The organism is Pseudonocardia alaniniphila (genome assembly GCF_022524485.1).
GTDB classification, from domain to species: Bacteria; Actinomycetota; Actinomycetes; order Mycobacteriales; family Pseudonocardiaceae; genus Pseudonocardia; species Pseudonocardia alaniniphila.
Genome location: NZ_JAKXMK010000006.1, coordinates 1 through 24,199, shown reverse-complemented (window position 1 = coordinate 24,199; position 24,199 = coordinate 1). Strand labels below are relative to the sequence as shown.

At 72.8% G+C, this 24,199-nt stretch carries 20 protein-coding genes; 11 read left to right on the top strand and 9 right to left on the bottom strand.

The genetic code is table 11. From position 1 onward, the window contains the following. Positions 1–28 precede the first annotated feature (28 nt). The 8 genes from MMF94_RS06940 to MMF94_RS06905 all read left to right on the top strand — a co-directional run bounded on the left by MMF94_RS06940 (position 29) and on the right by MMF94_RS06905 (position 9,503). The gene (locus MMF94_RS06940) at positions 29–970 is read left to right on the top strand and encodes a squalene/phytoene synthase family protein (protein WP_241035450.1); all 942 of its coding nucleotides are present in this window, start codon (positions 29–31) and stop codon (positions 968–970) included. Continuing rightward, positions 967–1,878: a presqualene diphosphate synthase HpnD gene (gene hpnD, locus MMF94_RS06935; RefSeq protein ID WP_241035449.1), complete on the top strand. Its 912-nt coding sequence runs from the start codon at positions 967–969 to the stop codon at positions 1,876–1,878. The genes MMF94_RS06940 and hpnD overlap by 4 nt, the downstream gene beginning before the upstream one ends. Next, on the top strand, positions 1,875–3,269 hold the full coding sequence (hpnE, locus tag MMF94_RS06930; protein WP_241035448.1) for a hydroxysqualene dehydroxylase HpnE: 1,395 nt from the start codon (positions 1,875–1,877) through the stop codon (positions 3,267–3,269). The genes hpnD and hpnE overlap by 4 nt, the downstream gene beginning before the upstream one ends. Next, positions 3,266–4,291 (top strand): polyprenyl synthetase family protein, encoded by a 1,026-nt coding sequence (locus tag MMF94_RS06925; protein WP_241035447.1) that lies wholly within the window; start codon positions 3,266–3,268, stop codon positions 4,289–4,291. The genes hpnE and MMF94_RS06925 overlap by 4 nt, the downstream gene beginning before the upstream one ends. Continuing rightward, positions 4,291–6,213, top strand: a complete 1,923-nt coding sequence (gene shc, locus MMF94_RS06920; protein ID WP_241035446.1) for a squalene--hopene cyclase — start codon at positions 4,291–4,293, stop codon at positions 6,211–6,213. The genes MMF94_RS06925 and shc overlap by 1 nt, the downstream gene beginning before the upstream one ends. Further along, entirely contained in the window at positions 6,210–7,703 is a 1,494-nt protein-coding gene (gene ispH, locus MMF94_RS06915) for a 4-hydroxy-3-methylbut-2-enyl diphosphate reductase (protein ID WP_241035445.1), read from the top strand. Before shc ends, ispH begins: the two co-directional genes overlap by 4 nt. A 2-nt stretch (positions 7,704–7,705) precedes the next feature. Continuing rightward, positions 7,706–8,710, top strand: coding sequence for an adenosyl-hopene transferase HpnH (gene hpnH, locus MMF94_RS06910; protein WP_241035444.1), 1,005 nt, complete (start codon positions 7,706–7,708; stop codon positions 8,708–8,710). Positions 8,711–8,843: 133 nt separating this feature from the next. After that, a complete protein-coding gene (locus MMF94_RS06905) occupies positions 8,844–9,503 on the top strand; it encodes a VC0807 family protein (RefSeq protein WP_241035443.1) in 660 nt (219 codons plus the stop codon). A 14-nt stretch (positions 9,504–9,517) separates the two neighbouring features. Here MMF94_RS06905 and MMF94_RS06900 read toward each other — a convergent pair whose 3' ends face one another. Then, complete coding sequence (locus MMF94_RS06900; RefSeq protein ID WP_241035442.1) at positions 9,518–10,675, bottom strand: MGDG synthase family glycosyltransferase; 1,158 nt, start codon at positions 10,673–10,675, stop codon at positions 9,518–9,520. 109 nt (positions 10,676–10,784) lie between these two features. On the opposite strand from MMF94_RS06900, the gene MMF94_RS06895 reads away from it, so the two are divergent. Genes MMF94_RS06895 through MMF94_RS06885 form a run of 3 tightly spaced genes read left to right on the top strand, consistent with a single transcriptional unit; the run spans position 10,785 to position 14,995 of the window. After that, positions 10,785–13,256 carry a WS/DGAT domain-containing protein gene (locus tag MMF94_RS06895; RefSeq protein ID WP_241035441.1) on the top strand — a complete coding sequence of 824 codons (2,472 nt, stop codon included), beginning with the start codon at positions 10,785–10,787 and terminating at the stop codon, positions 13,254–13,256. An 18-nt stretch (positions 13,257–13,274) separates the two neighbouring features. Continuing rightward, positions 13,275–14,246 (top strand): DMT family transporter, encoded by a 972-nt coding sequence (locus tag MMF94_RS06890; protein ID WP_241035440.1) that lies wholly within the window; start codon positions 13,275–13,277, stop codon positions 14,244–14,246. Continuing rightward, on the top strand, positions 14,243–14,995 hold the full coding sequence (locus MMF94_RS06885) for an SDR family NAD(P)-dependent oxidoreductase (protein ID WP_241035439.1): 753 nt from the start codon (positions 14,243–14,245) through the stop codon (positions 14,993–14,995). Before MMF94_RS06890 ends, MMF94_RS06885 begins: the two co-directional genes overlap by 4 nt. Before the next feature lie 2 nt (positions 14,996–14,997). Here MMF94_RS06885 and MMF94_RS06880 read toward each other — a convergent pair whose 3' ends face one another. The 8 genes from MMF94_RS06880 to MMF94_RS06845 all read right to left on the bottom strand — a co-directional run. Next, positions 14,998–15,555: a hypothetical protein gene (locus tag MMF94_RS06880; protein ID WP_241035438.1), complete on the bottom strand. Its 558-nt coding sequence runs from the start codon at positions 15,553–15,555 to the stop codon at positions 14,998–15,000. A 174-nt stretch (positions 15,556–15,729) separates the two neighbouring features. Continuing rightward, on the bottom strand, positions 15,730–16,197 hold the full coding sequence (locus MMF94_RS06875; protein ID WP_241035437.1) for a hypothetical protein: 468 nt from the start codon (positions 16,195–16,197) through the stop codon (positions 15,730–15,732). 124 nt (positions 16,198–16,321) lie between these two features. Then, positions 16,322–17,494 (bottom strand): imidazolonepropionase, encoded by a 1,173-nt coding sequence (hutI, locus tag MMF94_RS06870; RefSeq protein ID WP_241035436.1) that lies wholly within the window; start codon positions 17,492–17,494, stop codon positions 16,322–16,324. Further along, a complete protein-coding gene (locus MMF94_RS06865) occupies positions 17,491–18,834 on the bottom strand; it encodes a formimidoylglutamate deiminase (RefSeq protein ID WP_241035435.1) in 1,344 nt (447 codons plus the stop codon). The genes hutI and MMF94_RS06865 overlap by 4 nt, the downstream gene beginning before the upstream one ends. Beyond that, positions 18,831–20,063 (bottom strand): allantoate amidohydrolase, encoded by a 1,233-nt coding sequence (locus tag MMF94_RS06860; RefSeq protein ID WP_241035434.1) that lies wholly within the window; start codon positions 20,061–20,063, stop codon positions 18,831–18,833. The genes MMF94_RS06865 and MMF94_RS06860 overlap by 4 nt, the downstream gene beginning before the upstream one ends. Continuing rightward, a complete protein-coding gene (locus tag MMF94_RS06855) occupies positions 20,060–21,490 on the bottom strand; it encodes a purine-cytosine permease family protein (protein WP_241035433.1) in 1,431 nt (476 codons plus the stop codon). Before MMF94_RS06855 ends, MMF94_RS06860 begins: the two co-directional genes overlap by 4 nt. Further along, a complete protein-coding gene (hutU, locus tag MMF94_RS06850) occupies positions 21,487–23,154 on the bottom strand; it encodes a urocanate hydratase (protein WP_241035432.1) in 1,668 nt (555 codons plus the stop codon). The genes MMF94_RS06855 and hutU overlap by 4 nt, the downstream gene beginning before the upstream one ends. A gap of 85 nt (positions 23,155–23,239) precedes the next feature. Further along, a partial coding sequence (locus MMF94_RS06845; protein ID WP_241035431.1) for an aromatic amino acid lyase occupies positions 23,240–24,199 on the bottom strand: 960 nt, incomplete at its 5' end.

The window sequence follows — 24,199 nt, the reverse complement described above, 5'->3', positions numbered from 1 at the left end:
GTGGACGGTTCCCGGGCAACATCGCCTCATGGCCGAACCGTCGTCGACACAGGACGCGACCGCCGGGCCGCTGCCTGGCGCCGAGACGCGGCTGCGCAGCGCGGAACAGGCCGAGAACTTCCCGGTAGCGCTGCGGATACTCCCCGCCCGGCTGCGCACCCGGCTGCGTGCGGTCTACGACGTGGTCCGCACGATCGACGACCTCGGTGACGAGTCCACAGGGGATCGACTGTCCGAATTGCACGCATTCTCCGACGATCTCGCCGCGGTCTGGAAACGCGATGGGCCCGGCCCCCGCGCGCCGGTGCTGCAGCGGCTGGTTCCCGTCGCCCGCGACGGGGGCCTGCCGCGCGAGCCGTTCGACCGGCTCATCGCGGCGAACCTGCAGGACCAACAGGTCATGCGGTACGCCACTTGGGACGACCTGCTCGGCTACTGCCGGCTGTCCGCCGACCCCATCGGACGACTCGTGCTCGCGATCTTCGAGGTCGACGCCCCGCCCGGTAGCGCCGTCGAACGCGGGAGCGACCAGGTCTGCACGGCCCTGCAGCTGCTCGAGCACTGGCAGGACGTGGCCGAAGACCGTGACCGCGGCCGCGTCTACCTGCCCATCGAGGATCTCGAGCGCTTCGGTATCACCATTTCGAGTGATGTCGTCTCCTCATCCGTCGACCACGCTCGGCTGAACGTGGGAGATCTCGGGGCGGCCAGCACGCCGCCCGCGTTGCGCAGACTGATCGCCCACGAGACCGCTCGGGCGGTGGCGCTCCTCGACCAGGGCGCCGCGGCGATGAGCGGCACATTGCACGGCTGGGCCCGTCTCGCCGTCACCGGCTACGTGGCCGGTGGCCGGGCTGCGGCCGACGCGTTGCGTCGCGCCGAGTGGGACGTGCTGGCCGGCTCGCCGGCCGCCAGGCGACGCGACGTCGTCCGGCACCTCGTCCCCGACCTGATCCGGAGCACGCTGTGACCCCGCCAAGGACCCCGCTCGATGCCGCCTACGAGGCGTGCGACGCCATCACCCGGCGGGAGGCCCGCAACTTCTACTACGGCATCCGCCTGCTGCCACCGGCGAAACGCTCGGCGCTCTGTGCCGTGTACGCCCTGGCCCGGCGCATCGACGACATCGGCGACGGCGACCTGCCCACCGCGGAGAAGGTGGCCGCGCTCGCCGAACTGCGGCAGTCGCTGCGGCAGCCTCCCGACGCGGCCGACCCCGTGCTGGTCGCGGTGACCGACGCCGTGGCGCGCTACCCGATCCCGCTCGGCGCGTTCGACGAGCTCGTCGACGGGGTCGAGGCGGATGTCGCGATGGACGCCCGGTCCGACACCGCCACCTGCTTCTATGAGTCGTTCGACGACATGGTCGGGTACTGCCGCTGTGTCGCAGGCTCGGTAGGGCGGCTCTGCCTGGGCATCTTCGGCTCGCGCCCGGACCCCGAGGCCTCGCGCTACGCCGACGTGCTGGGCATCGCGCTGCAGCAGACCAACATCCTGCGCGACATCCGCGAGGACCTGCAGAACGGGCGCATCTACCTACCCCGGGCGGAGCTGGAGCGGTTCGGCGTCGAACTGGTGCTCGACGAGCACGAGGTGCTGATCGACAAGACCGGCGGCCTCGCGGAGCTGATCACGTTCAGCGCCGCGAGGGCGCGCGAGTGGTACGCCGAGGGCCTCAAGCTCGTGCCACTGCTCGACCGGCGCAGCGCCGCCTGCGTCACCGCGATGTCCGGCATCTACCGCAAGCTGCTCGACGACATCGCCGCCGACCCGCCCTCGGTGTACCACCAGCGACGGTCGCTGTCGGGCTGGCAGAAGGCAGCGGTGGCGGCACGGGCGCTCTCCGGCCGATCACCCGTGGGAGCCCCGACCTCATGAGCGCCGCTACGGGCGCCAGGGTCGGGGTGATCGGCGGCGGGCTCGCCGGGATCACCGCTGCCCTCCGGTGCGCCGACGCCGGGTTCGCGGTGACACTGCTGGAGGCGCGGCCGCGGCTCGGGGGCCTCGCGTCCTCCTTCCGGCGCGGCGAGCTCGACGTCGACAACGGACAGCACGTGTTCCTGCGCTGCTGCACGGCCTACAGGACGCTGCTCGACCGGCTAGGGGTGACCGACCTGGTGACACTCCAGGATCGGCTGGACATCCCGGTACGCATGCCCGGGCAGCGGCCCGGCCGGTTGCGCCGGTCCCGGCTGCCCGCGCCCCTGCACCTCGCGGGGGCGTTGGTGTGTCACCGTCCGTTGTCGGTGCCGGACCGGCTGCGACTGGTCGGGGCGGCGCTCGCGCTGCGGAAGGTGGATCCGGCCGACCCCGCGACCGACGCCGTCAGCTTCGGTTCATGGCTCGCCGAGCACGGCCAGAGCCGCCGGGCCGTCGACGCGCTGTGGGATCTCGTGGGGGTGGCCACGCTCAACGCCACGGCGGACTCCGCGTCGCTCGCACCGGCCGCCACCGTCTTCCGGCTCGGGCTGCTCACGGACGCGGCGGCGGGCGACATCGGCTGGGCCAGGGTGCCGCTCGGACGGCTGCACGACGACGCGGCCGCGCGCCGCCTGCGCGAGGCCGGAGTCCAGGTGCACACCTCGACGAAGGTCCGCTCCCTGGAGCGCACGGGAGACGGATGGCAGATCGGCTCGGAGCGTGAAGGCGAGAGGGTGGAGGAGACCGTGGTCGACCAGATGATCTGCGCCGTACCGCCCACGGTGGCGGAGCGGCTGCTGCCTGCGGCGGCGCTCGACCTGCCGCAGGGTTGGTCCACGACGCTGGGCAGCGCTCCGATCGTGAACGTGCACGTCGTCTACGACCGCACGGTGCTCGACGTGCCGTTCGTGGCGGGCGTGGACACCCCGGTGCAGTGGGTCTTCGACCGCACGGAGCAGTCCGGCCTGCATCGCACACACCCGGCTCCCGCGCAGTACCTGGCCGTCTCCCTGTCGGCCGCCGACGACCTGATCCGTACGCCGGCGGCACGGTTGCGCGAGGACATGCTGCCGGCGCTCGCCGCCCTGCTACCCGCGGCGCGTGAGGCGCGGGTCCTGGACTTCTTCGTGACACGGGAGCCGCACGCGACGTTCCGCGCGTCCCCAGGCAGCGGCGCGCTCCGACCACCGTCCACGACACGCACCCCCGGGCTCTTCCTGGCCGGGTCGTGGACCGGCACGGGGTGGCCCGCCACGATGGAGGGCGCGGTGCGCAGCGGGAACTCCGCCGCCGACGCTCTGCTCTCCGCTGCGGGTGCACCGGTGCGCACGGCGGAGGTCGCGACATGACCGCCTCCGCCACCTCGACCACCGCCGTGGACGCGCTGCGGCGCTGCCGCGATCTCGTCACCCCTGCGCTGCAGGGCGCTGTCGAGCGGCTGGATCCCGCGAGCCGCGAGCAGGCCTCCTACCACCTGGGCTGGACCGAGCTCGACGGCTCCCCGGGCAACGGCGGCGGGAAGGCCGTGCGGCCCGCGCTCGCCCTGCTCTCCACGCAAGCCGCCGGCTCCCCGGCCGCCGTCGGGCTGCCCGGTGCGGTGGCCGTCGAGCTCGTACACAACTTCTCGCTCCTGCACGACGACCTGATGGACGGCGACACCGAGCGCAGGCATCGCCGCACGGTGTGGGCGCAGTGGGGCGCCCCGTCGGCGATCCTGACGGGCGACGCGCTGCTCGCCCTGGCCGTGGAGATCCTGCTGGAGTCCGAGTCGCCGCACGCGGCGGCCGCGGCCTCGTTGATCGCCCGCACCACACGCGAGCTCATCCGCGGCCAGGCGGAGGACGTCGCGTTCGAGCGGCGCGGCGACGTCAGCGTGGACGAGTGCCTGGCCATGGCCTCCGGGAAGACCGGATCGCTCCTGGCCGCGAGCGCCGAGGTCGGGGCGTTGCTGGCGGGTGCCTGTCCGACGGTCACCGCGGCGCTGCGCACCTTCGGTGCGGAGGTCGGCGCCGCGTTCCAGCTCGTCGACGACCTGCTCGGGATCTGGGGGGACCCGACGGTCACCGGCAAGCCGGTGCTGTCAGACCTGCGCTCGCGCAAGAAGTCGCTTCCGGTGACATACGCGGTGCACCACGGCGGCGCGGCCGGGGTGGAGCTCGCGTGCTGGCTCAACGGGAGCGGCGACGACGAGCACGACCTGCGACGGGCGGCTGCGCTCGTCGAGACCGGTGGGGGCCGCGACTGGGCCGCCGCCGAGGCGCGAAGGCGCATGTCGCTGGCGGAGAAGGCCCTCGCCGGCGTCGACATCCCCCCTGTCGCCCGTGCCGAGCTCGTCGCCCTCGGCCGCCACCTCACCGACCGGGAGTTCTGATGACCCTCACGGCGCCCGAGACCACCTCCCGCAGCCTGCACTCGGCCCTTGACGCCGCAGTCGGCTTCCTGCGCACCCAGCAGGATCAGCAGGGCTGGTGGAAGGGCGAGCTCGAGACCAACGTGACGATGGACGCCGAGGACCTGCTGCTGCGGGAGTTCCTCGGCATCCGCGAGGACCAGGAGACCGAGGAGGCCGCCCGCTGGATCCGCTCCCAGCAGCGTGCGGACGGCACGTGGGCGAACTTCCGTGGTGGTCCGGGAGACCTCTCGACCACCATCGAGGCCTGGGTGGCGCTGCGGCTGGCCGGTGACTCGCCGGACGCGGAGCACATGCAGCGCGCGCAGAAGTTCGTGCTCGCCTGGGGCGGGGTGGAGAACAGCCGGGTGTTCACCCGGATCTGGCTCGCCCTGTTCGGGCTGTGGTCGTGGGACGACCTGCCCGACATGCCGCCGGAGATGATCTTCCTGCCGCGCTGGTTCCCGCTCAACGTCTACGACTGGGCCTGCTGGGCACGCCAGACCGTCGTCCCGCTGACCGTCGTCGCCACCCTGCGGCCGGCGCGCCCCCTGCCGTTCGGCATCGACGAGCTGCGCTGCCCGCAGGAACGGCTCACCCCGGGGCAGCGGCAGGCGGCCCGGCCGCGCCGGGCACCGTTGTGGTCCTGGCCGGGCGCGTTCCAGCGGCTCGACAAGGTGCTGCACCGCTACTCGCGCAGCCCCGTGCGGCCCTTGCGCAGGCTCGCGATGCGCCGGGCCGCCGAGTGGGTCCTCGCCCGCCAGGAGGCCGACGGGTCATGGGGCGGCATCCAGCCGCCGTGGGTGTACTCGCTGCTCTGCCTGCACCTGCTCGGCTACCCGATGGACCATCCCGCGATGAAGGCCGGCATCACCGGGCTCGACGGGTTCCTGGTCCGCGAGCAGACGCCCGACGGATGGGTCCGCAGGCTCGAGGCGTGCCAGTCGCCCGTGTGGGACACCTGCCTGGCCGTCACGGCACTGCTGGACGCCGGCGTCGCCCCCGACGACCAGGCCGTGGTGCGCGCCGCGGACTGGATGCTCGCCGAGGAGATCCGCGTCACCGGCGACTGGTCGGTGCGCAGGCCGCAGCTCGCCCCGGGCGGGTGGGCGTTCGAGTTCGACAACGACGGCTACCCGGACGTCGACGACACGGCCGAGGTCGTGCTGGCGCTGCGCCGCGTCGCCCACCCCGAGCCCGAACGGCTGCGGGCCGCCGTGGACCGCGGGGTCGACTGGGCGGTGGGCATGCAGTCGCACGACGGCGGCTGGGGCGCGTTCGACGCCGACAACACCCGCGAGATCATCACGAAGCTGCCCTTCTGCGACTTCGGCGCCGTGATCGACCCGCCGTCCGCCGACGTCACGGCGCACATGGTGGAGATGCTCGCGGCCGAGGGCCTCTCCGGCTCCGAGGCATGCCGGCGCGGCGTCGCGTGGCTGTTCGCCTCCCAGGAGGACGACGGCTCGTGGTTCGGCCGGTGGGGCGCCAACCACGTGTACGGGACGGGCGGGGTCGTGCCTGCCCTCATCGCCGCCGGGGTGCCCGAGTCGTCACCGGCCATCCGCGCCGCGGTGCGCTGGCTGGAGCTGCACCAGAACCCCGACGGCGGCTGGGGCGAGGACCTGCGCTCCTACGCCGACCCGGAGTGGATCGGGCATGGCACCTCCACGGCGTCCCAGACGGCGTGGGCGCTGCTTGCGCTGCTTGCGGCCGGCGAGCGGTCGACTGCCGTCGAGCGCGGTGTGCAGTGGCTGGTCGACACGCAGCTCGAGGACGGCTCGTGGGACGAGCCCGAGTTCACCGGCACCGGGTTCCCGGGTGCCTTCTACATCAACTACCACCTCTACCGGATGGTGTTCCCCGTCTCCGCGCTCGGCCGTTACCTGGACGCGGACCGATGAGGAGCCCCGTCGTCTGCACCCCTCTCCGGGCAGAGCGCATCGCCGTCGGAAGGCGGCCCGCCGCCCAGGTCGTCCGCACGGGTCTGGGCCCTCGCCGCTCGCGTGCCGCCGCGCACCGGATCGCCGAGGGCGGTGCCCGCCCGGTCCTCGTCGCGGGGGTGGCGGGAGCGCTCGACACCCGGCTGCGACCCGGCGACCTGGTGGTCGCGGACGAGGTGCGAGGCGACGGGGTGGAACCGATCGCGGTGCCGAGCGCGGTGCCGCTGGCCGCCGCGCTGCGCCGGGTGGGCCTGCGCGTCCACGTCGGACCGGTCTTCTCCAGTCCGTCCGTCGTCGACGGAGACCGCCGCACCCAGCTGTCCCGGACCGGAGCGCTGGTCGTCGACATGGAGTCGGCCTGGCTCGCCGACGCGGCGGCGGGTGGCCCCTTCGCCGTGGTCCGCGCCGTCGTCGACACGCCGGACGCGCCGCTGTACCGGCCCTCCACGCTCGTGCACGGCCTGGGCGCGCTCCGGTCCCTGCGCCGCGCTGCGCCCGCGCTGGACGACTGGCTGGCCGCCACCGCAGCACGCACGGTCGAGCTCGCCGAGCCGCGGTCGTTCTGCGCGGGGGTCGAGCGCGCCATCGACGTCGTCGACCGGGCACTCGACCGCTTCGGGGCTCCGGTCTACGTACGGCGCCAGATCGTGCACAACGTCCACGTGGTGCGCGGTCTGGAGCGGCGTGGGGCGGTGTTCGTCCAGGAGATCGAGGAGATCCCCCGCGGCGCCGTCGCCGTGCTCGCCGCGCACGGGGTCGCCCCCGCCGTCCGCGCGCAGGCCCGGGGCCGTGACCTCTCGGTGATCGACGCGACCTGCCCGCTCGTCGCGAAGGTGCACTCCGAGGTGCGCCGCTACTCCGAACGCGGCGACACGGTGTTCCTCATCGGCCACGCCGACCACGAGGAGGTCGAGGGCACGGTCGGGGAGGCTCCGGAGCAGGTGATGGTCGTCGAGGACGTCGACGCCGCACGATCGGTGCAGCCCCATGACGCACAACACGTGGCCTTCGCGATGCAAACCACACTCGCTGCCGACGAGGCCGAGGAGATCGCTGTGGTACTGCGCGAGCGCTTCCCCGGGCTCGCCGGGCCCCGACGCGACGACATCTGCTACGCCACCACCAACCGCCAGCGCGCGGTGCGCGCGGTGGCGCGAAAGGCCGACCTCGTGCTCGTCGTCGGTTCTCCGAACTCCTCGAACTCGCTGCGCCTCGTCGAGGTGGCCGGGCGCGAGGGCGCACCTGCCCACCTCGTCGACGACGTCGGCGACCTCGATCTGCGCTGGCTCGCCGGGGTGCGCCGGGTCGGCGTCACCGCCGGTGCGTCCGCGCCCGACCACCTCGTCGACGAGGTGGTCTCCTGCCTCTCCGGTCTCGGTCCGGTGACCGTCACCACGGCCACCACCGGGACCGAGGACGTCTCATTCACCCTGCCCAAGGAGGTGAGCTGATCATGCCCATGCCCATGCGCCAGTCCATTCGACTCGCCGCGTACCTGATGAAGCAGAAGATCAAGCGCGTCGAGAAGTTCCCGCTGCTCGTCGAGCTGGAGCCGCTGTTCGCCTGCAACCTCAAGTGCGCAGGCTGCGGCAAGATCGAACAGCCTGCAGCGCTGCTCAAGCAGCGGATGTCGGTCGAGCAGGCCGTGGGCGCGATCGAGGAGAGCGGCGCTCCGATGGTCTCCATCGCCGGCGGCGAGCCGCTGATGCACAAGGAGATCGACGAGATCGTCCGCCAGCTCCTCGCCCGCGGGAAGATCGTCTTCCTCTGCACCAACGCCGTACTGCTGCCCAAGCACCTGCACCGGTTCACGCCCCACAAGAACTTCGCGTGGATGGTGCACATCGACGGCCTGCGCGAGCGTCACGACGCCTCGGTGTGCAAGGACGGTGTCTTCGACCAGGCCGTCGCGGCCATCAAGATGGCGAAGGAGAAGGGGTTCCGCGTCAACACGAACACCACCTTCTTCACCACCGACACGCCGCACGACGTGATCGATGTTCTCGACTACCTCAACGACGAGCTCGGCATCGACAACATGCAGATCTCGCCTGCCTACGCCTATGAGAAGGCCCCGGACCAGGAGCACTGGCTCGGTGTCGAGCAGACCCGCGAGCTGTTCCGCAAGGCCTTCGACGGCGGCCGGCGCAAGAAGTGGCGGCTCAATCACTCTCCGTTGTTCCTGGACTTCCTCGAAGGAAAGATCGACCTCGCCTGCACGGCGTGGGCGATTCCGTCCTACTCGCTCCTGGGCTGGCAGCGGCCCTGCTACCTGCTCGACGACGGCTACGTGCAGACCTACAAGGAGCTGATCGAGGACACCGACTGGTCCGCCTTCGGTCGCGGCAACGACCCTCGGTGCGCGAACTGCATGGCTCATTGCGGGTACGAGCCGTCTGCCGTCTTCGCGACTCTCGGCTCGTTGCGGGAATCCCTGCGGGCCGCAGCGGGTAGTTGAGGGGAAGGGCATAGTGGGGAGCACGGTGGAAGGCGATGCAGGACCGGTCAGAACCGGACGATGAGCCCGTTATCGCCCCGTTACCGGCCTCAGTACACTGCTTCCACCCCGCGGCCGGCCGGAGAGGCAGAGGATGCTGCAGCACCGAATTACGGTTCACCTCCCGTCGATCGGGTCGCTGATCCGCCACGCCGGCACCCCGCTGCTGGAGTCGACCCTCGTTCCCCTTGCACTGTTCTGGGTGCTCTTCACCCAGGCCGGATTCGACGCCGGACTGTTCGCCGCGCTCGGGTGGTCCGCGCTCGCCATCAGTCGCAGGCTGGTCCTGCGCAGGCGGCTGCCGGCGGTGCTGCTGATCAGCACGGGCCTGCTGATCGCACGCACCGCCATCGGGCTGTGGACCGGGAGCGCGTTCTTCTACTTCCTGCAGCCCACGGTGCAGAACTTCGTTTTCGCGCTGGCCTTGCTGCTCACGCTCGGGTTCGAGCGGCCGCTCCTGGCGAAGCTCGCCGACGACTTCTGCCCGTTCCCCGAGGCGCTCACCGGGCACCCGCGCATCAAGCGGTTCTTCAAGCGGGTGTCGCTGCTGTGGGCCTTCGTCTTCCTGGTGAACGGGGCCACCACGCTCTGTGTGCTCGCCACCCAGACGGTCGGCAACTACCTCGTCGTGTCGACCGCCGGGTCGTACACGATGGTCGTGATGGGGATCGCCCTCTCGCTGTGGTGGTTCCGCCGGTCGCTGGCGGGCGAGGGCATCCGGCTACGGATCGGCGCCGCCCCGGCCGTGGTCTGACGGCTCGCGCGGGTTCACACCCGCATGGCGAGCGCAGCCAGCTCCGCGTCGAGGTCCGCGCGGCCGAACTCGGCCGCCCGGCCGGCCAGCGCGGCCCGCTCCCCCGGGTCGTCCCGCAGCCTGCGCACCGCCGCCGTCACCTCGGCAACAGTCGGGCAGACCACCGCGAGCCCCGCCTGCGCTGTCATCGTGGCGCCCGCTTTGCCGTGCCCCGGGATGGGCGCGGCGAACAGCACGGCGCGGCCCACCGCGAGCGCCTCGGTGGCGATCACTCCGCCCGCGGTGGTGACCACCAGGTCGGCCGCGGTGATCTGCTCGGCCACCCGGTCGGTCCAGCCGAGCGCCACCAACCGGTCCGCGGGGAGTCCGCGGGCGAGCAGACGCGCCCGCAGCCGCTCGTTGCGGCCGCACAACACCACGACCTGCACGTCCTCGCCACCGGCCAGCACCGCGCCGACCACCGTCTCGAGGCCGCCGAAGCCCAGCGACCCACCTGTGACCAACACCACGAACGCGTCGGGTCGCAGCCCGGTGGCCGCACGGGCCGCGGCCGGGTCGCCCGGATGGAAGCGCCGGTCGACCGCCGCAGGGGCCAACCGGACGTCCGCCTCCGGGGCCACGGCCTTCGCCTGCTCCCGCGACGCGGGCAGCAGGGTCCACGTCTCGTCCAGCTCGGGCCACACCCAGAACGGGTGCACGGCGACGTCGGTCACCACCGCCACGGCGCGCCCGGGCAGCCTGCCACGACGGCGCAGCCACGCCAGACCTCCGGAGATCATCGGGTACGTGGAGACCACGAGGTCGGGGGCCAGGGTCGTGAGCGCCGGTTCCAGCGAGCGGCCGATGCCACCTGCGGACATCGCCTTGAACAACTCGGCGACCTTCGGGAACCGGACGAGCAGGTCGTAGCCCAGCCCGTAGAGCTGCGGGACGAACCGCAGCGTCAGGTCGTAGGAGACGCGCAGCAGCACGTCCCTCCACCAGCCGCCGCGCCCGGTGCCCTCCAGCTCCAGCACCTCGGCGGCGGGCCAGAGCTCGCGCATCCGCGCCGCGAGCGCCCGCGCCGCCGCCACGTGGCCCTCGCCCACGGGCGCGGAGAGCACGAGCACGCGCGACGGACCGTCCGCACGGGCTGCACCCACGTCGAAACGGTCCCTCTCGGCTCGGTCCACACCGGCACGCTAGCGCGGCACCGATCTCCCGGTGGGGTGGATTACGCCACGGTCGTGCTCTGACGAGCACAGGATGACGCCAGGATGAGTGCACGATGAGTACCAGACGATGAGCACCGACACCGGCACGAGCGCCGGCCCGCTGAGCGGTTCGTCCGCGAGCACCGCGAAGGCGCCGCGGCGCATTCTGCTGGTCACCGGGGGTATCGGCGGAGGGCACCACGCTGCCGCACGCGCTGTCGAGGAACACGCACGCCGGGCATGGCCGGACGTCGACGTGGCGTGGACCGACACCCTCGACGGGATGGGCCGGGGCACCGGCCCGCTCTTCCGGGCCGTCTACGCCGGGTGCATGCGCCGGCTGCCGTCGCTCTACGAGCTCTACTTCTGGCTGCTCTGGCACGTGCTCCCCTTCCGGGCCGGTACCCGCGCGGTGATCGGGGCCTGGAGCGGGCGCGGACTCGCTGCGCAGATCGCCCGGCACTCCCCCGACCTCGTCGTGGCCACGTTCCCCGAGGGGATCACCGGACTCGGCAGGCTGCGCCGCCGCGGCGCGTTGCCGATGCCCGCCGTCGCCGTCATGGCCGACCCGGCGCCGCACCCGCTGTGGGTGGACCCCGCACTGGACCTGCACCTGGTGTCCACGAGCGACGCCGCCGCACTGGTGCGCCGTGCCGCACCGGCCGCACAGGTCCGGGTGGCCGCCCTGCCGGTCTCGAGCCGATTCGCCCCACCCGCGGTCGAGGCCGTGCGGGACCGCCCGCTGGTGTACGTGTCCTGCGGCTCGATGGCGTTCGGCGACCTCGCAGCGGCCTGCTCGGCCGTGCTCGACGCGGGCGCCGACGTGCTGGTGACCTGCGGACGCAACTCCCGTGTCCGGCTCCGTCTGCTGCGGCTCGCGCGCCGGCACCCCCGCGGCGCGGCGATGCGGGTGGTGGACTGGGTCGACGACCCCGCTGCCGCCACGGCCGCCGCCGACATCGTCGTCACGAACGCCGCGGGCGCCACCACCCTGGAGGCGCTGGCCTGCGCCCGTCCGCTGCTGCTGTTCGCACCGATCCCCGGCCACGGCCGCGCCACCGCCGCGCTGCTCGCGGACGCCGGGCTCGCCCGGGTGTGCCCGGAGCCGGAGGACCTGCACACGGCGGTCGCCGAGCTTCGCGACGCCGCACCACGTGACGCCGTCGTCCGCCGACTGCGAGCGCACCTCACCGGCACCGACCTCACCGCCGACGTCGCCGCGCTCGCCCGGCTGGGGTCGCATTCCCCCACCCCGCTCGCGCCACGGGTACGAGCGCAGGACGCACTCTTCCTGCACGCCGCGACGCCCGAGGTACCCCAGCAGGTGGGTGCACGCATCCTGATGGAGGACCCTGCCGCCCGCGACGACTGGCCCGAGCATCTGGCCGAGCTCGTCCGTACCCGGGTGCCGGACATCCCGCTGCTCAGCCGCCGGCTGCAACGCCCCCGCCTGGCACGCCCGTTGCGCTGGCTGGTCGACCCTGACCCGGATCCCGCCCGGCACGTGCACCCCGACGTCGTCGAGATCGGGGCGAACGGCGCCTCACCGACCTGGGACGACGCCCTCACCACGTTCTTCGCCACCGTGGTCGACCCGGTGTCGACGGGGTGGGAGCTGCAGGTGGCCCGCGACCGGGCGGCGGGCGAGGTCGCCGTCCTGGCCAAGGTGCACCACGCCCTCGGCGACGGGCTCGCCGTCACCGACGCGTTGATCCAGTTGCTGACCGACGAGACCCCGCCCTCGATCACCGGCCGCACCCCCGACGACCCGGGCCCCGCACCGGGTGTGGCCGAGCGGGCACGCCGCGCCGCGGTCGTCGTCCGGGGCATCGCGAGCCTCGCCCTCGCCGGTGTGGCCGGGCCGTCCCCGCTGGCCGGTCCGATCACCGGCACCGCCCACCGCCGCGCCAGCGTGTGCTTCGACGGGGCACGCGTCCGCGCGGCGGCCCGGGCCCACGGCGTCGGCACCACGGTGCTGGTGCTGGCCGTGGTCGCCGAGACCCTGCACTCCCTCCTGACCGCACGCGACCCGCGCGGCGTGCCCGCCACGGTGCGCACGATGGTTCCGATGACCACCCGCACCAGCGCCGCGGTGCGCAGCCGCGCGCTCGGCAACCGCACCGCGGCGGTCTCCATCGACCTGCCGACCGGCCCCATGAGCCCGGCCGAGCGGGTCGCACGGGTGGAGAAAGCGCTGGCTGCGGGATCGTCCGCGGGCCAGCCCGAAGGCGCGGCCGCAGTTCTGCGTGTCCTCGGGCTGTTACCTTGGGAGGCGCAGGCTCTGCTGGTGCGTCGGATTTACGGGCGGCGGTTCTTCCACGCACTGGCCTCGGTGATGCCGGGTTCGCGGCGGCCGTTGCACTCGCGCGGCGGGTTGATTCGCGAGGTATATCCCGTTCTCCCGCTGGCCGACGGTGTAGGACTTGCGGTCGGGGCCCTCCACTGGGGCCGCACAACAGCGATCGGGATCACGGCGGATCCACAACTCATACCCGAGATCGGGGGAATTCCCGATCGCGTTAGGGCGTCGTTAAGCGCTATGCAGGAACGTGTGGACTGACGGGGGGCGGAGGTGACGATGGACACGGGAACCGCGCTGGTGATTGCGGTGCCGGCCGCCGTACTCGGCGCCGCCGGGTTCGGGCTCGCCAGCGCCGCTCAGCAACGCGCCACCCATGAGGTGGCCGTCACCCCGACGCTGAGCCCGCGGCTGATCGTGGAACTGCTCGCGCGGCCGATGTGGCTGCTCGGGTTGGTAGCCACGATCGTGGCCCTCTTCTTCCAGATCGTGGCGCTGGCGTTCGGGCCGCTCGCTGTGGTGCAGCCGCTGCTCGTCACCGGCGTGGCCTTCGCCGCCGTGTTCGCCGCGCTGATGTCCGGCCATCGTCCGGATCCGCTGATCCTGCTCGGCGCGCTGCTCTGCGCCGCGGGGCTCTCCACGTTCCTGCTGCTCGCGCGGCCGACGGCCGGCTCGACCGACGGTGACATCGACCTGTGGGGCGGCTTGCCTCTGGCGATCGCCCTCGCCGTCGTGGTGGTCGGCTGCATCTTCTACGCGGCCAGCGTCGAGCACCCCTCGCGCGTGCTGGCGCTCGCACTGGCCACCGGCGTGCTGTACGGCGTCACGGCCGGGCTGATGAAGGTCATCACGGGCCAACTGCGGCTGGGGCTGGACGAACCCTTTCGGCACCCGGTCCTCTACATCGTCTGCATCATCGGCCCGATCGGCTTCCTGCTGAGCCAGAACACGTTCCAGGCCGGCCAGCTCGTGGCCCCCGCCGTGGCCGTGATCACCAGCGTCGATCCCGTGGTCGGTGTCCTCATCGGGGTGGGCTGGCTCGGCGAGGAGCTCGACACCTCCCCCGCCCAGCTCGCGGGCGAGTGCCTCGCCGCCCTTGTCGTCATCGGCTCGATCGCGCTGATCGTCGCGCGAGGTCACCGGATCCTGCGGCATCGGGCGGCCATCGCCGACTCGGCGGCCAACCAGCTCCCGACGTACCTGCCCCCACGCCGTGACGCCGGCGTGCAGCACGGCCGCATCTCCGGATGACGCGACTGCCGCGCAACGCGGTCGTCACCGGCGCCTCCTCCGGCATCGGGGCGGCCGTGGCGGAGCAACTCGCCCACCACGGCTGCCGGCTTCTCCTCGTGGGCCGCGACCGGGATCGCCTCGATGCCGTCGCCGTTCGCACCGGAGGGCGCGCGGTGGTCTCGGACCTGCGCAACCGTGCAGGGGTCGAGACGGTGTGCGACGCCGCTGACGGCTGGGCGGAGTTGCTGGTCCACGGGGCCGGTGTCGGCGCGGCCGGTCCCCTGGCGGAGACGCCGGCCGACGTCGTCGACGAACTGCTGGCGGTCAACCTCGTCGCTCCCGTCCAGATCACCCGGACCCTGCTACCGACACTGCGCGCCGCGCACGGGCACGTCGTCTTCGTGGCCTCCGTCGCGGCGATCGGGGTGGCGTACGAGGCCACCTACTCGGCCACGAAGGCAGGCCTGCGCGGATTCGCCGACGCGCTGCGGGTGGAGTCGGAGGTCGGGGTCACCACCGTGCTCCCAGGAGCGGTCACCACCCCGTACTACGAACGGCGAGGGCAGCCCTACCACCGGCGCTTCCCGCGTCCGGTCAGCGCGGAACGCGTGGCAGAAGCTCTGGTGGAGGCCGTGCGACGGGACCGGGCCGAGGTGTTCGTGCCCCGCTGGCTCACCGTCGGTGCCCGCGTGCACGGGGTGGCGCCCGCCGTCTTCGCCCGTCTGTCGCGGCGTATGGATCGGCGGGCCGACACTCCGGTGGTCTGAGCTCAGGGCTGCGTGTGCATGGCGAAGCCGTCGTCGGTGCCGCAGCCGATCTGCCGGCCGCTGACCGGCCCGCCGGTGTCGATCGCGCAGGTCCACTTGCCGATCTCCCGGATGCGCGACGTGCCGTCTCCGGGGACCTGGACCGCCGCATCGTGGTAGTACTGCGTGATGACGTTGATCGCCTCCGTGCACCCCACCGTGCCGGCGTCGGTGGCCTCGGCGATCAGATCCACCTGCTGACCGCCGTCGGGGCCGACCTTGCCACAGTTCACCCCCTGCGATTCATCGCCCGGCGCGACGGCGGGGGCGGGAGCGGCAGCGGGGGCCGGTGCGGCAGCGGGGTCCGGCCCTGCAGGCACGGCCGGGTCGGCGGGCACGCCGTGCGGGCCGTGCGCGGCAGGCACGGCCGGCTCGACCGGGTCGGCCGGTGCGGAAACGGCCGACCCGGTCGAGGCGGTCGGCGCAACGGTCACAACCGGCTGGCCTGCGCAGGCAGAGGCCAGCCCGACTGTGGCGAGCATCAGTCCGATGGTCAGCAGGCGAGCAGAGCGGGCACCCACGGCAAACTCCTCATTGTCAGGTCAGGTGCCCGGGCCTCCGCGTGGTCGCGGTCCTACGCCGTGCACTGACGGGCCGCGCGTTCCGCGCCACCCGCTGGTGATCAACGCGGGCCGCGGGGACCCGGTTCACCGGATGGCGAAGATCGTCACGAGCGCTCGGGCGTGTCCGGACCGTCAGGGCTGGGTGTGGAGGGCGAGACCGTCGGTGCTGCCGCAGACGATGTACCGCTGGCTGACCGGAAGGCCGGTGTCCATCAAGCACGTCCATTTCCCGACCTTCCGGATCCGGGCCGTGCCATCTCCGGCGACGGGGGACGAAGCTCGCTTGTAGTACTGGCTGATGGCGTCGATCGCGTCTGTACATCCGACCGTGCCGGCGGGAGTGGCCTCGGCGATCAGGTCCACCTGCTTGCCGCCGGTGGGGCCGACCTTGCCGCAGTTCACCGGCGTGCCGTCGATGTCAGCCGCCGACGCCATGGGGGCGCGGACACTCGCCGAGAGCGCGGCCAACGTCGACGGCGCGGACGGCATGACAACGGCCACCGGATCGGACACGACCGGCTGACCTGCGCAGGCCGCAGTCAACCCGACGGTGGCGAATATCAGGCCGCCGGTCAGCAACCGAGCAGAACGGGCACGCACACGAGACTCCTCATCGTCTGGCCAGATGCCTGGGCCGCCGCATCCCGCGGCCGGTCGCCGGGCACCGACAGGCCGCGCTCACGCGCCGCCTGCCCGTCATGAACGTGACTCGTGGCGATGCGGTTCACGCGACTTCGAGGGTGCGCGCCAGCGGCACACCCGGCCGGTAGGCCAGGTATCGGTAGGACGGTGCGTCCAGCACTGCCATTTCGGCGCGAGCCCCCACCCCGAGGTGACCGATGTCATCGCGGCGCAGCGCGGCAGCCCCGCCCCGGGTTGCCGCCAGCACGGCCTCGACGGGCGTCATTCCCATCTCCCGCACCGCCAGCGCCACGCAGAGCGGCATCGACGACGAGAAGCACGTGCCGGGGTTGCAGTCGGTGGCCAGCGCGACCGTGACACCGGCATCGAGCAGGCGCCGGGCGTCCGGGTAGGGCTGGCGGGTCGAGAACTCGACACCGGGCAGGAGCGTCGCCACCGTCTGGCCGGACGCGAGGGCGTCGACGTCCGCGTCGCTGAGGAACGTGCAGTGGTCGACGCTGGCGGCGCCCAGCTCGACGGCGAGCTGCGCACCAGGTCCGGGGCCCAGCTGGTTGCCGTGCACCCGCAGGCCGAGGCCTGCGGCCCGGCCGGCCTCCAGCACGGCACGGCTCGCCGGGCCGTCGAACGCGTGCGGCGAGGCGGGCTCGCAGAAGACGTCGATCCAGCGTGCGTGCGGTGCGCAGGCCGCCAGCATCGGGCCGGTGACCAGCGCCACATACTCGTCCGAGCGACCGGCGTACTCCGGCGGCACCACGTGCGCCCCCAGGAAGGTCGTCTCCACGGTGACCTCGCGGGCCAACCGCAGGGCACGGGCCTCGTCCGCCACCGTCAGGCCGTACCCGCTCTTGACCTCCACGGTGGTGGTGCCCTGGGCACGCATCTCCGCGACGACCCGCTGCAGCTGCGATCGCAGCAGCTCATCGCCGGCGTCGCGGGTGGCCCGCACGGTGGAGGCGATGCCGCCGCCGTCGTACGGGACGCCGGACATCCTCGCCTCGAACTCCGCCGAGCGTTCCCCCGCGAACACGAGGTGCGCGTGGCTGTCGACGAAACCCGGCAGCACGGCCCGTCCGCCGACGTCCACGCGCTCGTCAGCCGGGGGCGCAGCACCCGCCGGACCCACCCAGGCAATCGTGCCGTCCTGCACCACGAGAGCCGCATCGCGCATCAGCCCCAGTGGCCCCGGCCCCAGCTCCGGGTCGTTGCTGACGAGCTCTGCCAGGCCGGTGATCAGCGTCGCCGCATGAGTGGTCATGTCCCGCTCCAGATGGGCACGATCGCGGCGCGCAGCAGGGCACCGACGTCGCCGAGCCGGTGTACCCCGCCCGTGACCACCGGCACGCCGCCGACCAGCACCGTGTCGACGTCCGCGGCGCCTGCCACCAGCACCGCCTGCGCGGGATCGGCTCCGGCCGTGCGGGGGCTGTCGAGGCGCACCGCCACCAGGTCGGCCCGCTGCCCGGGGGCGATGCGGCCGGCGTCGGGCCAGCCGAGGGCGGCATGGCCGTGCGCGGTGAGAGCGTCGACCAGCGCCACCGGCGCGAATCGGCCGCGCTCGCCGCACGCCAGCCGCTCGTGGCACTCGATGAGCCGCGCCTCCATCAGCAGGTCGGTGATGACGTGCTGGTCGCTGCCGACCGCCAGCGGCGACCCGGCATCGCGCAGTGCGCGGAACGGCCCGATCCCGTCGGCCAGGTCGGCCTCGGTGCTCGGGCAGGCGCACACGGTGGTGTGCGAGCCGCCCAGCAGGGCGACGTCCTGCTCGGTGAGGTGGGTGGCGTGCACCGCCGTGCTCGCGGCCCCGAGGACGCCGTGCCCGGCGAGCAGCGCAGTGGGCGTGCAGCCGTAGAACGCGAGGCAGGCCTCGTTCTCCTGCGGTTGCTCGGAGAGATGCGCGTGGAGAGGGCGACCGCGGGCGGCCGTCGCCACCTGCGGCAACTGGGGAGCAGGCACCGCCCGGACCGAGTGGATCGCGGCGCCGATGCGCATCGAGTCGCCGTCCGGCAGCAGGTCGACGCGCTCGGCCCACCCGGCCGCGTCCTCGTCGGAGAACCGGGCCTGCACGTCGTCGAGCGGGGTGTGGCCTGCGGCTGTCAGACCCCCGGCCAGGTAGCAGGTGTCGAGGAGCGTGAGCCGCACCCCGGCCTCCGCGGCCGCCTGGATCAGCGCGTGGCCCATCGCGTTCGGATCGGCGTACGGGGTGCCGCCGGGGCCGTGGTGCAGGTAGTGGAACTCCCCGACGGTGACGACGCCCGCCAGCGCCATCTCGGCGTATGTCGCTCGGGCCAGCGCGAGGTAGGAGTCCGGGTCGAGCCGCCGCGCTACGGCGTACATCCGCTCCCGCCAGGTCCAGAACGTGCCGCCGCGGTCATGGGTGCGGCCACGCAGCGCGCGGTGGAAGGCGTGGCTGTGGGCGTTGGCGAACCCGGGCAGCACCATGCCGGGAAGCCGCTCGTCGCCGGGCCCGGGGTCCACGCCGGTCTCCACCGCGGTGATCCGGCCGTCCCGGACGCCGACACGCACGCGGGATGCCGGACCCTCGCCGATCCAGGCGTGTTCGCACCACCACGTCTGCGCCGGCGGTGCCACCGTCACCCGAGCTCCTCCAGGACCCGCACGAGAGCCTCGACGCCACGATGGCAGTCATCCGGGTCGGCGTGCTCGTACGGGGAGTGGGACACGCCGGTCGGGTTGCGCACGAACAGCATCGCGGTCGGGACGCCGGCCGCCGAGAGGATCCCGGCGTCGTGGCCCGCACCTGTGGGCAGCACGGGCGCCGGTGCTCCGTCCTCGCCCAGCAGGGCGGCGAGCCGGTCCCGCAGCGCCGTATCGAAGTCGGTCGCCGCGGTCCAGGACTCCTCCACGGGCTCGCTTCCCGCCGCGAGACCCACCGCGGCGACGACCGCGCGCACGTCCTGCTCCACGGGCCCACGCGCGTCGAGCCAGGCCGTGACGGCCGACGGGATGGCGTTCACCCCGTTCGGCTGCACCGAGAGCTTGCCCACCGTGGCCAGCGCGGCATGCCGCTCCGCCGCGCTGCGGGCGGTGCCCACGACCGCGGCGAGCGCGAGCATCGGGTCGTCGCGGTCGGCCAGCCGGGTGGTGCCGGCATGGTCGGCCCGGCCGCGCAGGTCGAACCGCCATCGGCCGTGCGGCCAGATCGAGCTCGCCACACCCACCGGTGCGCCCTCACCCTCGTGCGCGTCGACCAGGCCCTTGCCCTGCTCGACGTGCAGCTCGACGAAGGTGGCGACGCGGCGCAGGGCACGCTCGTCGGGCCCGACCTGGGAGGGGTCGTGACCGGCAGCCGACATGGCCTCGGCCATGGTGGTGCCGTCGGCGTCACGCAGCGACCGGGCGCGGTCGGCGCCGAGGGCGCCCGTGATGATCCTGCTCCCGGCGCAGGCCACCCCGAACCGCGCGCCCTCCTCGTCGGAGAACACGGCGACGCCCAGTGGTCGCTGCGGCCTCCATCCCCGGTCGCGCAGCACGTCCACGGCGGCGAGCGCCGACACGACGCCGAGCGGGCCGTCGAAGGCTCCGCCGTCGGGCACCGAGTCGAGATGGCTGCCCACCACCAGACCGGGCCCGTCGGCGTCGGGATCGCCCCACCAGGCCCAGAGGTTCCCCGCCCGGTCGCTGGTGACGTCGAGCCCGCGCTCCTGCGCCTCGCCGGTGAACCACTCGCGCAACGCGGCGTCCGTCGACGTCCAGGCGAAGCGCCGGTATCCACCGGAGCTCCCCTGGCGGCCGACCCGCTCGAGATCGGCCCAGAGCGCATCGAAGCGTTGCCCGGACGACGATTCGCTCGCAAGCCCCCTCATCGCACGTCCGCTTCTGCGGCAAGCGTTCCGGGCGGGTAGGTCATCTCGGCGGGCACGTCCGTGGTCCGCCTGGCCCACGGGTAGTAGACGGCGGCGGTGACGGCCAGGCCCACGAGCCAGGAGATGTCCGCACCGCCGAGCGCCTCGGTGACGGGGCCGGTGTAGAGCGACTGCGCCATGAACGGGATCTGAACGAGCACACCCACCGCGTAGGAGACCAGCGCGACGACGTTCCACCGGCCGTAGCGGCCGTCGGGGTCGTAGAGCGCCGGCACGTCGACCCGCTCCCGCGAGATCAGGTAGTAGTCGATCAGGTTGATCGCGCTCCAGGGCGTGAAGACCATCAGCAGCGCGAGCATGAACTGGCGGAAGTTGTCCAGGAAGTTCGCCGAGGCGAGCAACGCGATCAGCACGGACGCCAGGAGGAACCCCACGATGAAGGCCACCCGGCCGGCCCGCGACACCCGGGACGCCCGTGTCATCGAGGTGACCGTGGTGAGCATGCACATGAACCCGCCGTAGGCGTTGAGGCAGTTCACGGTCAGTTTGCCGACCACGATCACGAGGTAGATCGCGATCGCGGCCACCGCGCCGCCGGACAGCTGACCGAGGAATCCGACCTGCTGGTCCAGGAAGCTCCCCCCGGCAGCAGCCGGGATGGCGGCGATCAGCGCGCCGAGCGTCATCGACCACTGGGAGCCGAGCACGCTGCCCCACAGTGTCGAATGGAACGTCACGCTCTCGCTGGTGTGGCGGGGCAGGTAGCGCGAGTAGTCGGCGACATAGGGACCGTAGGTCAGCTGCCAGGCCGCGCCGAGGGAGATGGCGAGCAGGAACGTCGCGCCGTCGAAGGGGATCACCCCGAGCAACGCCCCCACGTCGTACTGCGTGACGAGCATGATCGCGAGATAGGTGAACCCCAGGATGCCGACAACGGTGGCCACGCGCCCGAGCATGTGGATGTAGCGGTACCCGAGAATCGCCACGATCCCGGTGAGCAGCCCGAAGACGATGATCCCGACCGCAGGGGCGTCGACGTTCACGATCTCGTTGATCGCCTGCCCGGCGAGCACCGTGCCCGTGGCGGCGAAGCCCAGGTACAGCAGCACGACGAGCACGAGCGGAACGATCGCGCCGTAGACCCCGAACTGCGCGCGACTCGAGATCATCTGCGGGAGTCCGAGCCGCGGACCCTGCGCGGAGTGCAGGGCCATCACCACCCCGCCGGCGATGTTGCCGATCAGGAGCCCGACGATCGCCCACAGGGCATCGGCCCCGAAGACCACGGCGAGTGCGCCGTCCACCATCGCGGTGATCTGCATGTTCGCCCCGAACCACAGCGTGAACTGGCTCAACGGGGAACCGTGGCGTTCGGCGTCGGGCACGACGTCGATGGACCGGCGTTCGATGCGCGACGGAGCGCTCACCGATCGGCCCCGACGTCCGCCATCGGCACGCGCAGGGCGTGCGCGGTCGCCACCTCGGACGCCCGCTGGTACCCGGCGTCGGCGTGGCGCAGCACGCCGCTGGCCGGGTCGTTGGTGAGCACACGCTCGATCTTGCGGGCGGCCAGCTCGGTGCCGTCGGCCACCGTGACCTGCCCGGCGTGCAGGGACCGCCCGATCCCGACCCCGCCGCCGTGGTGGATCGACACCCAGCTCGCCCCCGACGCGGTGTTGACCAGCGCATTGAGCAGCGGCCAGTCGGCGATGGCGTCCGACCCGTCGACCATCGCCTCGGTCTCCCGATACGGAGACGCCACCGAGCCGGTGTCGAGGTGGTCGCGGCCGATCACGACGGGTGCGGAGAGCGCACCCGAGGCGACCATCTCGTTGAACCGCAGCCCGGCGCGGTCCCGCTCGCCTTGGCCCAGCCAGCAGATACGGGCCGGTAGGCCCTGGAACGCCACGCGGTCGCGAGCTGCCCGGATCCAGCGGTGCAGGCGGTCGTTGTCGGGGAAGAGCTCCAGCACGGCGTCGTCCGTGGCGTGGATGTCGCCCGGGTCGCCCGAGAGCGCCGCCCACCGGAACGGGCCCTTGCCCTCACAGAACAGGGGCCGGATGTAGGCCGGGACGAAGCCGGGGAAGGCGAACGCGCGCTCGTAGCCGCCCCGCCGGGCCTCGTCGCGCAGGGAGTTGCCGTAGTCGAACACCTCGGCGCCCGCGTCGAGGAAGCCCACCATGGCCTCGACATGGCGCGCCATCGACTCCCGTGCCCGGTCGGTGAACTCCTCGGGCTTCGACGCCGCGTACTCGGGCCAGTCGTCGAGATCCACGCCGTCGGGCAGGTAGGACAGCGGGTCGTGCGCAGAGGTCTGATCGGTCACGATGTCCACCTCTACGCCGCGGCGTAGTAGCTCCGGAAGAACTGTCGCACAGTTGCCGACCACTCCGACCGACCACGCCGTGCCCTCCTGCCGGGCACGCTCACAGCGCGCCACGGCGTCGTCGAGGTCGTAGGACAGCTCGTCGAGGTAGCGGTGCTCGACCCGGCGCCGCAGCCGGGCCGGGTCGACGTCGACCACGAGGCACACCCCGCCGTTCAGGGTGACGGCGAGCGGCTGAGCCCCGCCCATGCCGCCGCACCCGCCGGTGACGGTCAGCGTGCCCGTGAGCGAGCCGCCGAACCGCTTCGTGGCGATGGCGGCGAAGGTCTCGTAGGTGCCCTGCAGGATGCCCTGGGTACCGATGTAGATCCACGAGCCCGCGGTCATCTGCCCGTACATGGTGAGGCCGAGCCGCTCCAGCCTGCGGAACTCGGGCCAGGTGGCCCAGTCGCCCACGAGGTTGGAGTTGGCGATGAGCACGCGCGGTGCCCACTCGTGCGTGCGCAGCACCCCGACCGGACGGCCGGACTGCACCAGCATCGTCTCGTCCTCGGCCAGGGTGGTGAGGGTGCGCACCATCGCGTCGAAGGACGCCCAGTCGCGCGCCGCGCGCCCGGTGCCGCCGTAGACCACGAGGTCGTCGGGCCGTTCTGCCACCTCGGGGTCGAGGTTGTTGCAGAGCATCCGCAGCGGCGCTTCGGTCTGCCAGGACCGCGCGGTCAGGGTCGTGCCACGGGCGGCTCGGACGGGACGGGCGCCCTCCATGGCGTTCCTCCTCGTTCGTCGGGTCGGACGTGGTTTTCCTTCGCGATACGAGTAGTGCCCTGACGAGCGCCTTGCGCAAGCGCCGTCAGCGCAACGGGCCGACCACCGACTCCGCCGCAACCAGGGCCTCGCCGCTGTCCACCAGCCGGACGGCGGTGTCGATCTCGGGGGCGAGCCACCGGTCAGTGCCAGGTCCTGCCACCTCGACGCGCAGCCTGTCACGCACGGCCGCGGTGGCCGGGGCAGGCGCCAGCGGGCCGCGCATGTCCAGGGCGCGGGCGGCGGTGAGCAGCTCGACCCCGAGTACCCGCGTCAGCCCCTCCAACGCCCGGCGCAGCTTGCGGGCGGCGGCCCAGCCCATGGAGACGTGGTCCTCCTGCATCGCGCTCGTCGGGATCGAGTCCACGGAGGCAGGTACGGCGAGCCGCTTCAGCTCCGCCACGATCGACGCCTGCGTGTACTGGGCGATCATGTGGCCCGAGTCCACGCCCGGGTCGTCGGCCAGGAACGCCGGCAAGCCCTGGTTGCGCGCCACGTCCAGGAAGCGGTCCGTGCGCCGCTCACTCATCGATGCGAGGTCCGCTACCGCGATCGCGAGGAAGTCCAGCACGTAACCCAGCGGGGCACCGTGGAAGTTGCCGTTGCTCTCCACCCGCCCGTCCTCCGTGACCACCGGGTTGTCGATGGCTGCGGACAACTCCCGGCCCGCTACCAGCTCCGCGTGGCTCAGGGTGTCGCGGGCAGCGCCGTGCACCTGAGGGGCGCAGCGCAGCGAGTACGCATCCTGCACCCGCGTGCACTCGGGCGTCCGATGACTCGCCATCACCTCCGACCCGGCGAGCAGCACCCGCAGGTTCGCCGCCGACTCCGCCTGCCCCGGATGGGGGCGCAACGCCTGCAGATCCGGCGCGAACACCGCATCCGTGCCCAGCAACGCCTCCACACTCATCGCCACCACGACATCCGCCGTGCGCAACAGCCGCCGCAGGTCCGCGCACGCCAGCACCAGCATCCCCAGCATCCCGTCGGTGCCGTTGATCAGCGC

Coding starts and splice junctions, on each gene's coding strand:
- MMF94_RS06940 (WP_241035450.1), top strand. CDS start 29: ATGGCCGAACCGTCGTCGACACAGGACGCGACCGCCGGGCCGCTGCCT.
- hpnE (WP_241035448.1), top strand. CDS start 1,875: ATGAGCGCCGCTACGGGCGCCAGGGTCGGGGTGATCGGCGGCGGGCTC.
- MMF94_RS06925 (WP_241035447.1), top strand. CDS start 3,266: ATGACCGCCTCCGCCACCTCGACCACCGCCGTGGACGCGCTGCGGCGC.
- shc (WP_241035446.1), top strand. CDS start 4,291: ATGACCCTCACGGCGCCCGAGACCACCTCCCGCAGCCTGCACTCGGCC.
- ispH (WP_241035445.1), top strand. CDS start 6,210: ATGAGGAGCCCCGTCGTCTGCACCCCTCTCCGGGCAGAGCGCATCGCC.
- hpnH (WP_241035444.1), top strand. CDS start 7,706: ATGCCCATGCCCATGCGCCAGTCCATTCGACTCGCCGCGTACCTGATG.
- MMF94_RS06905 (WP_241035443.1), top strand. CDS start 8,844: ATGCTGCAGCACCGAATTACGGTTCACCTCCCGTCGATCGGGTCGCTG.
- MMF94_RS06895 (WP_241035441.1), top strand. CDS start 10,785: ATGAGCACCGACACCGGCACGAGCGCCGGCCCGCTGAGCGGTTCGTCC.
- MMF94_RS06890 (WP_241035440.1), top strand. CDS start 13,275: ATGGACACGGGAACCGCGCTGGTGATTGCGGTGCCGGCCGCCGTACTC.
- MMF94_RS06885 (WP_241035439.1), top strand. CDS start 14,243: ATGACGCGACTGCCGCGCAACGCGGTCGTCACCGGCGCCTCCTCCGGC.
- hutI (WP_241035436.1), bottom strand. CDS start 17,494: ATGACCACTCATGCGGCGACGCTGATCACCGGCCTGGCAGAGCTCGTC.
- MMF94_RS06860 (WP_241035434.1), bottom strand. CDS start 20,063: ATGAGGGGGCTTGCGAGCGAATCGTCGTCCGGGCAACGCTTCGATGCG.
- hutU (WP_241035432.1), bottom strand. CDS start 23,154: ATGGAGGGCGCCCGTCCCGTCCGAGCCGCCCGTGGCACGACCCTGACC.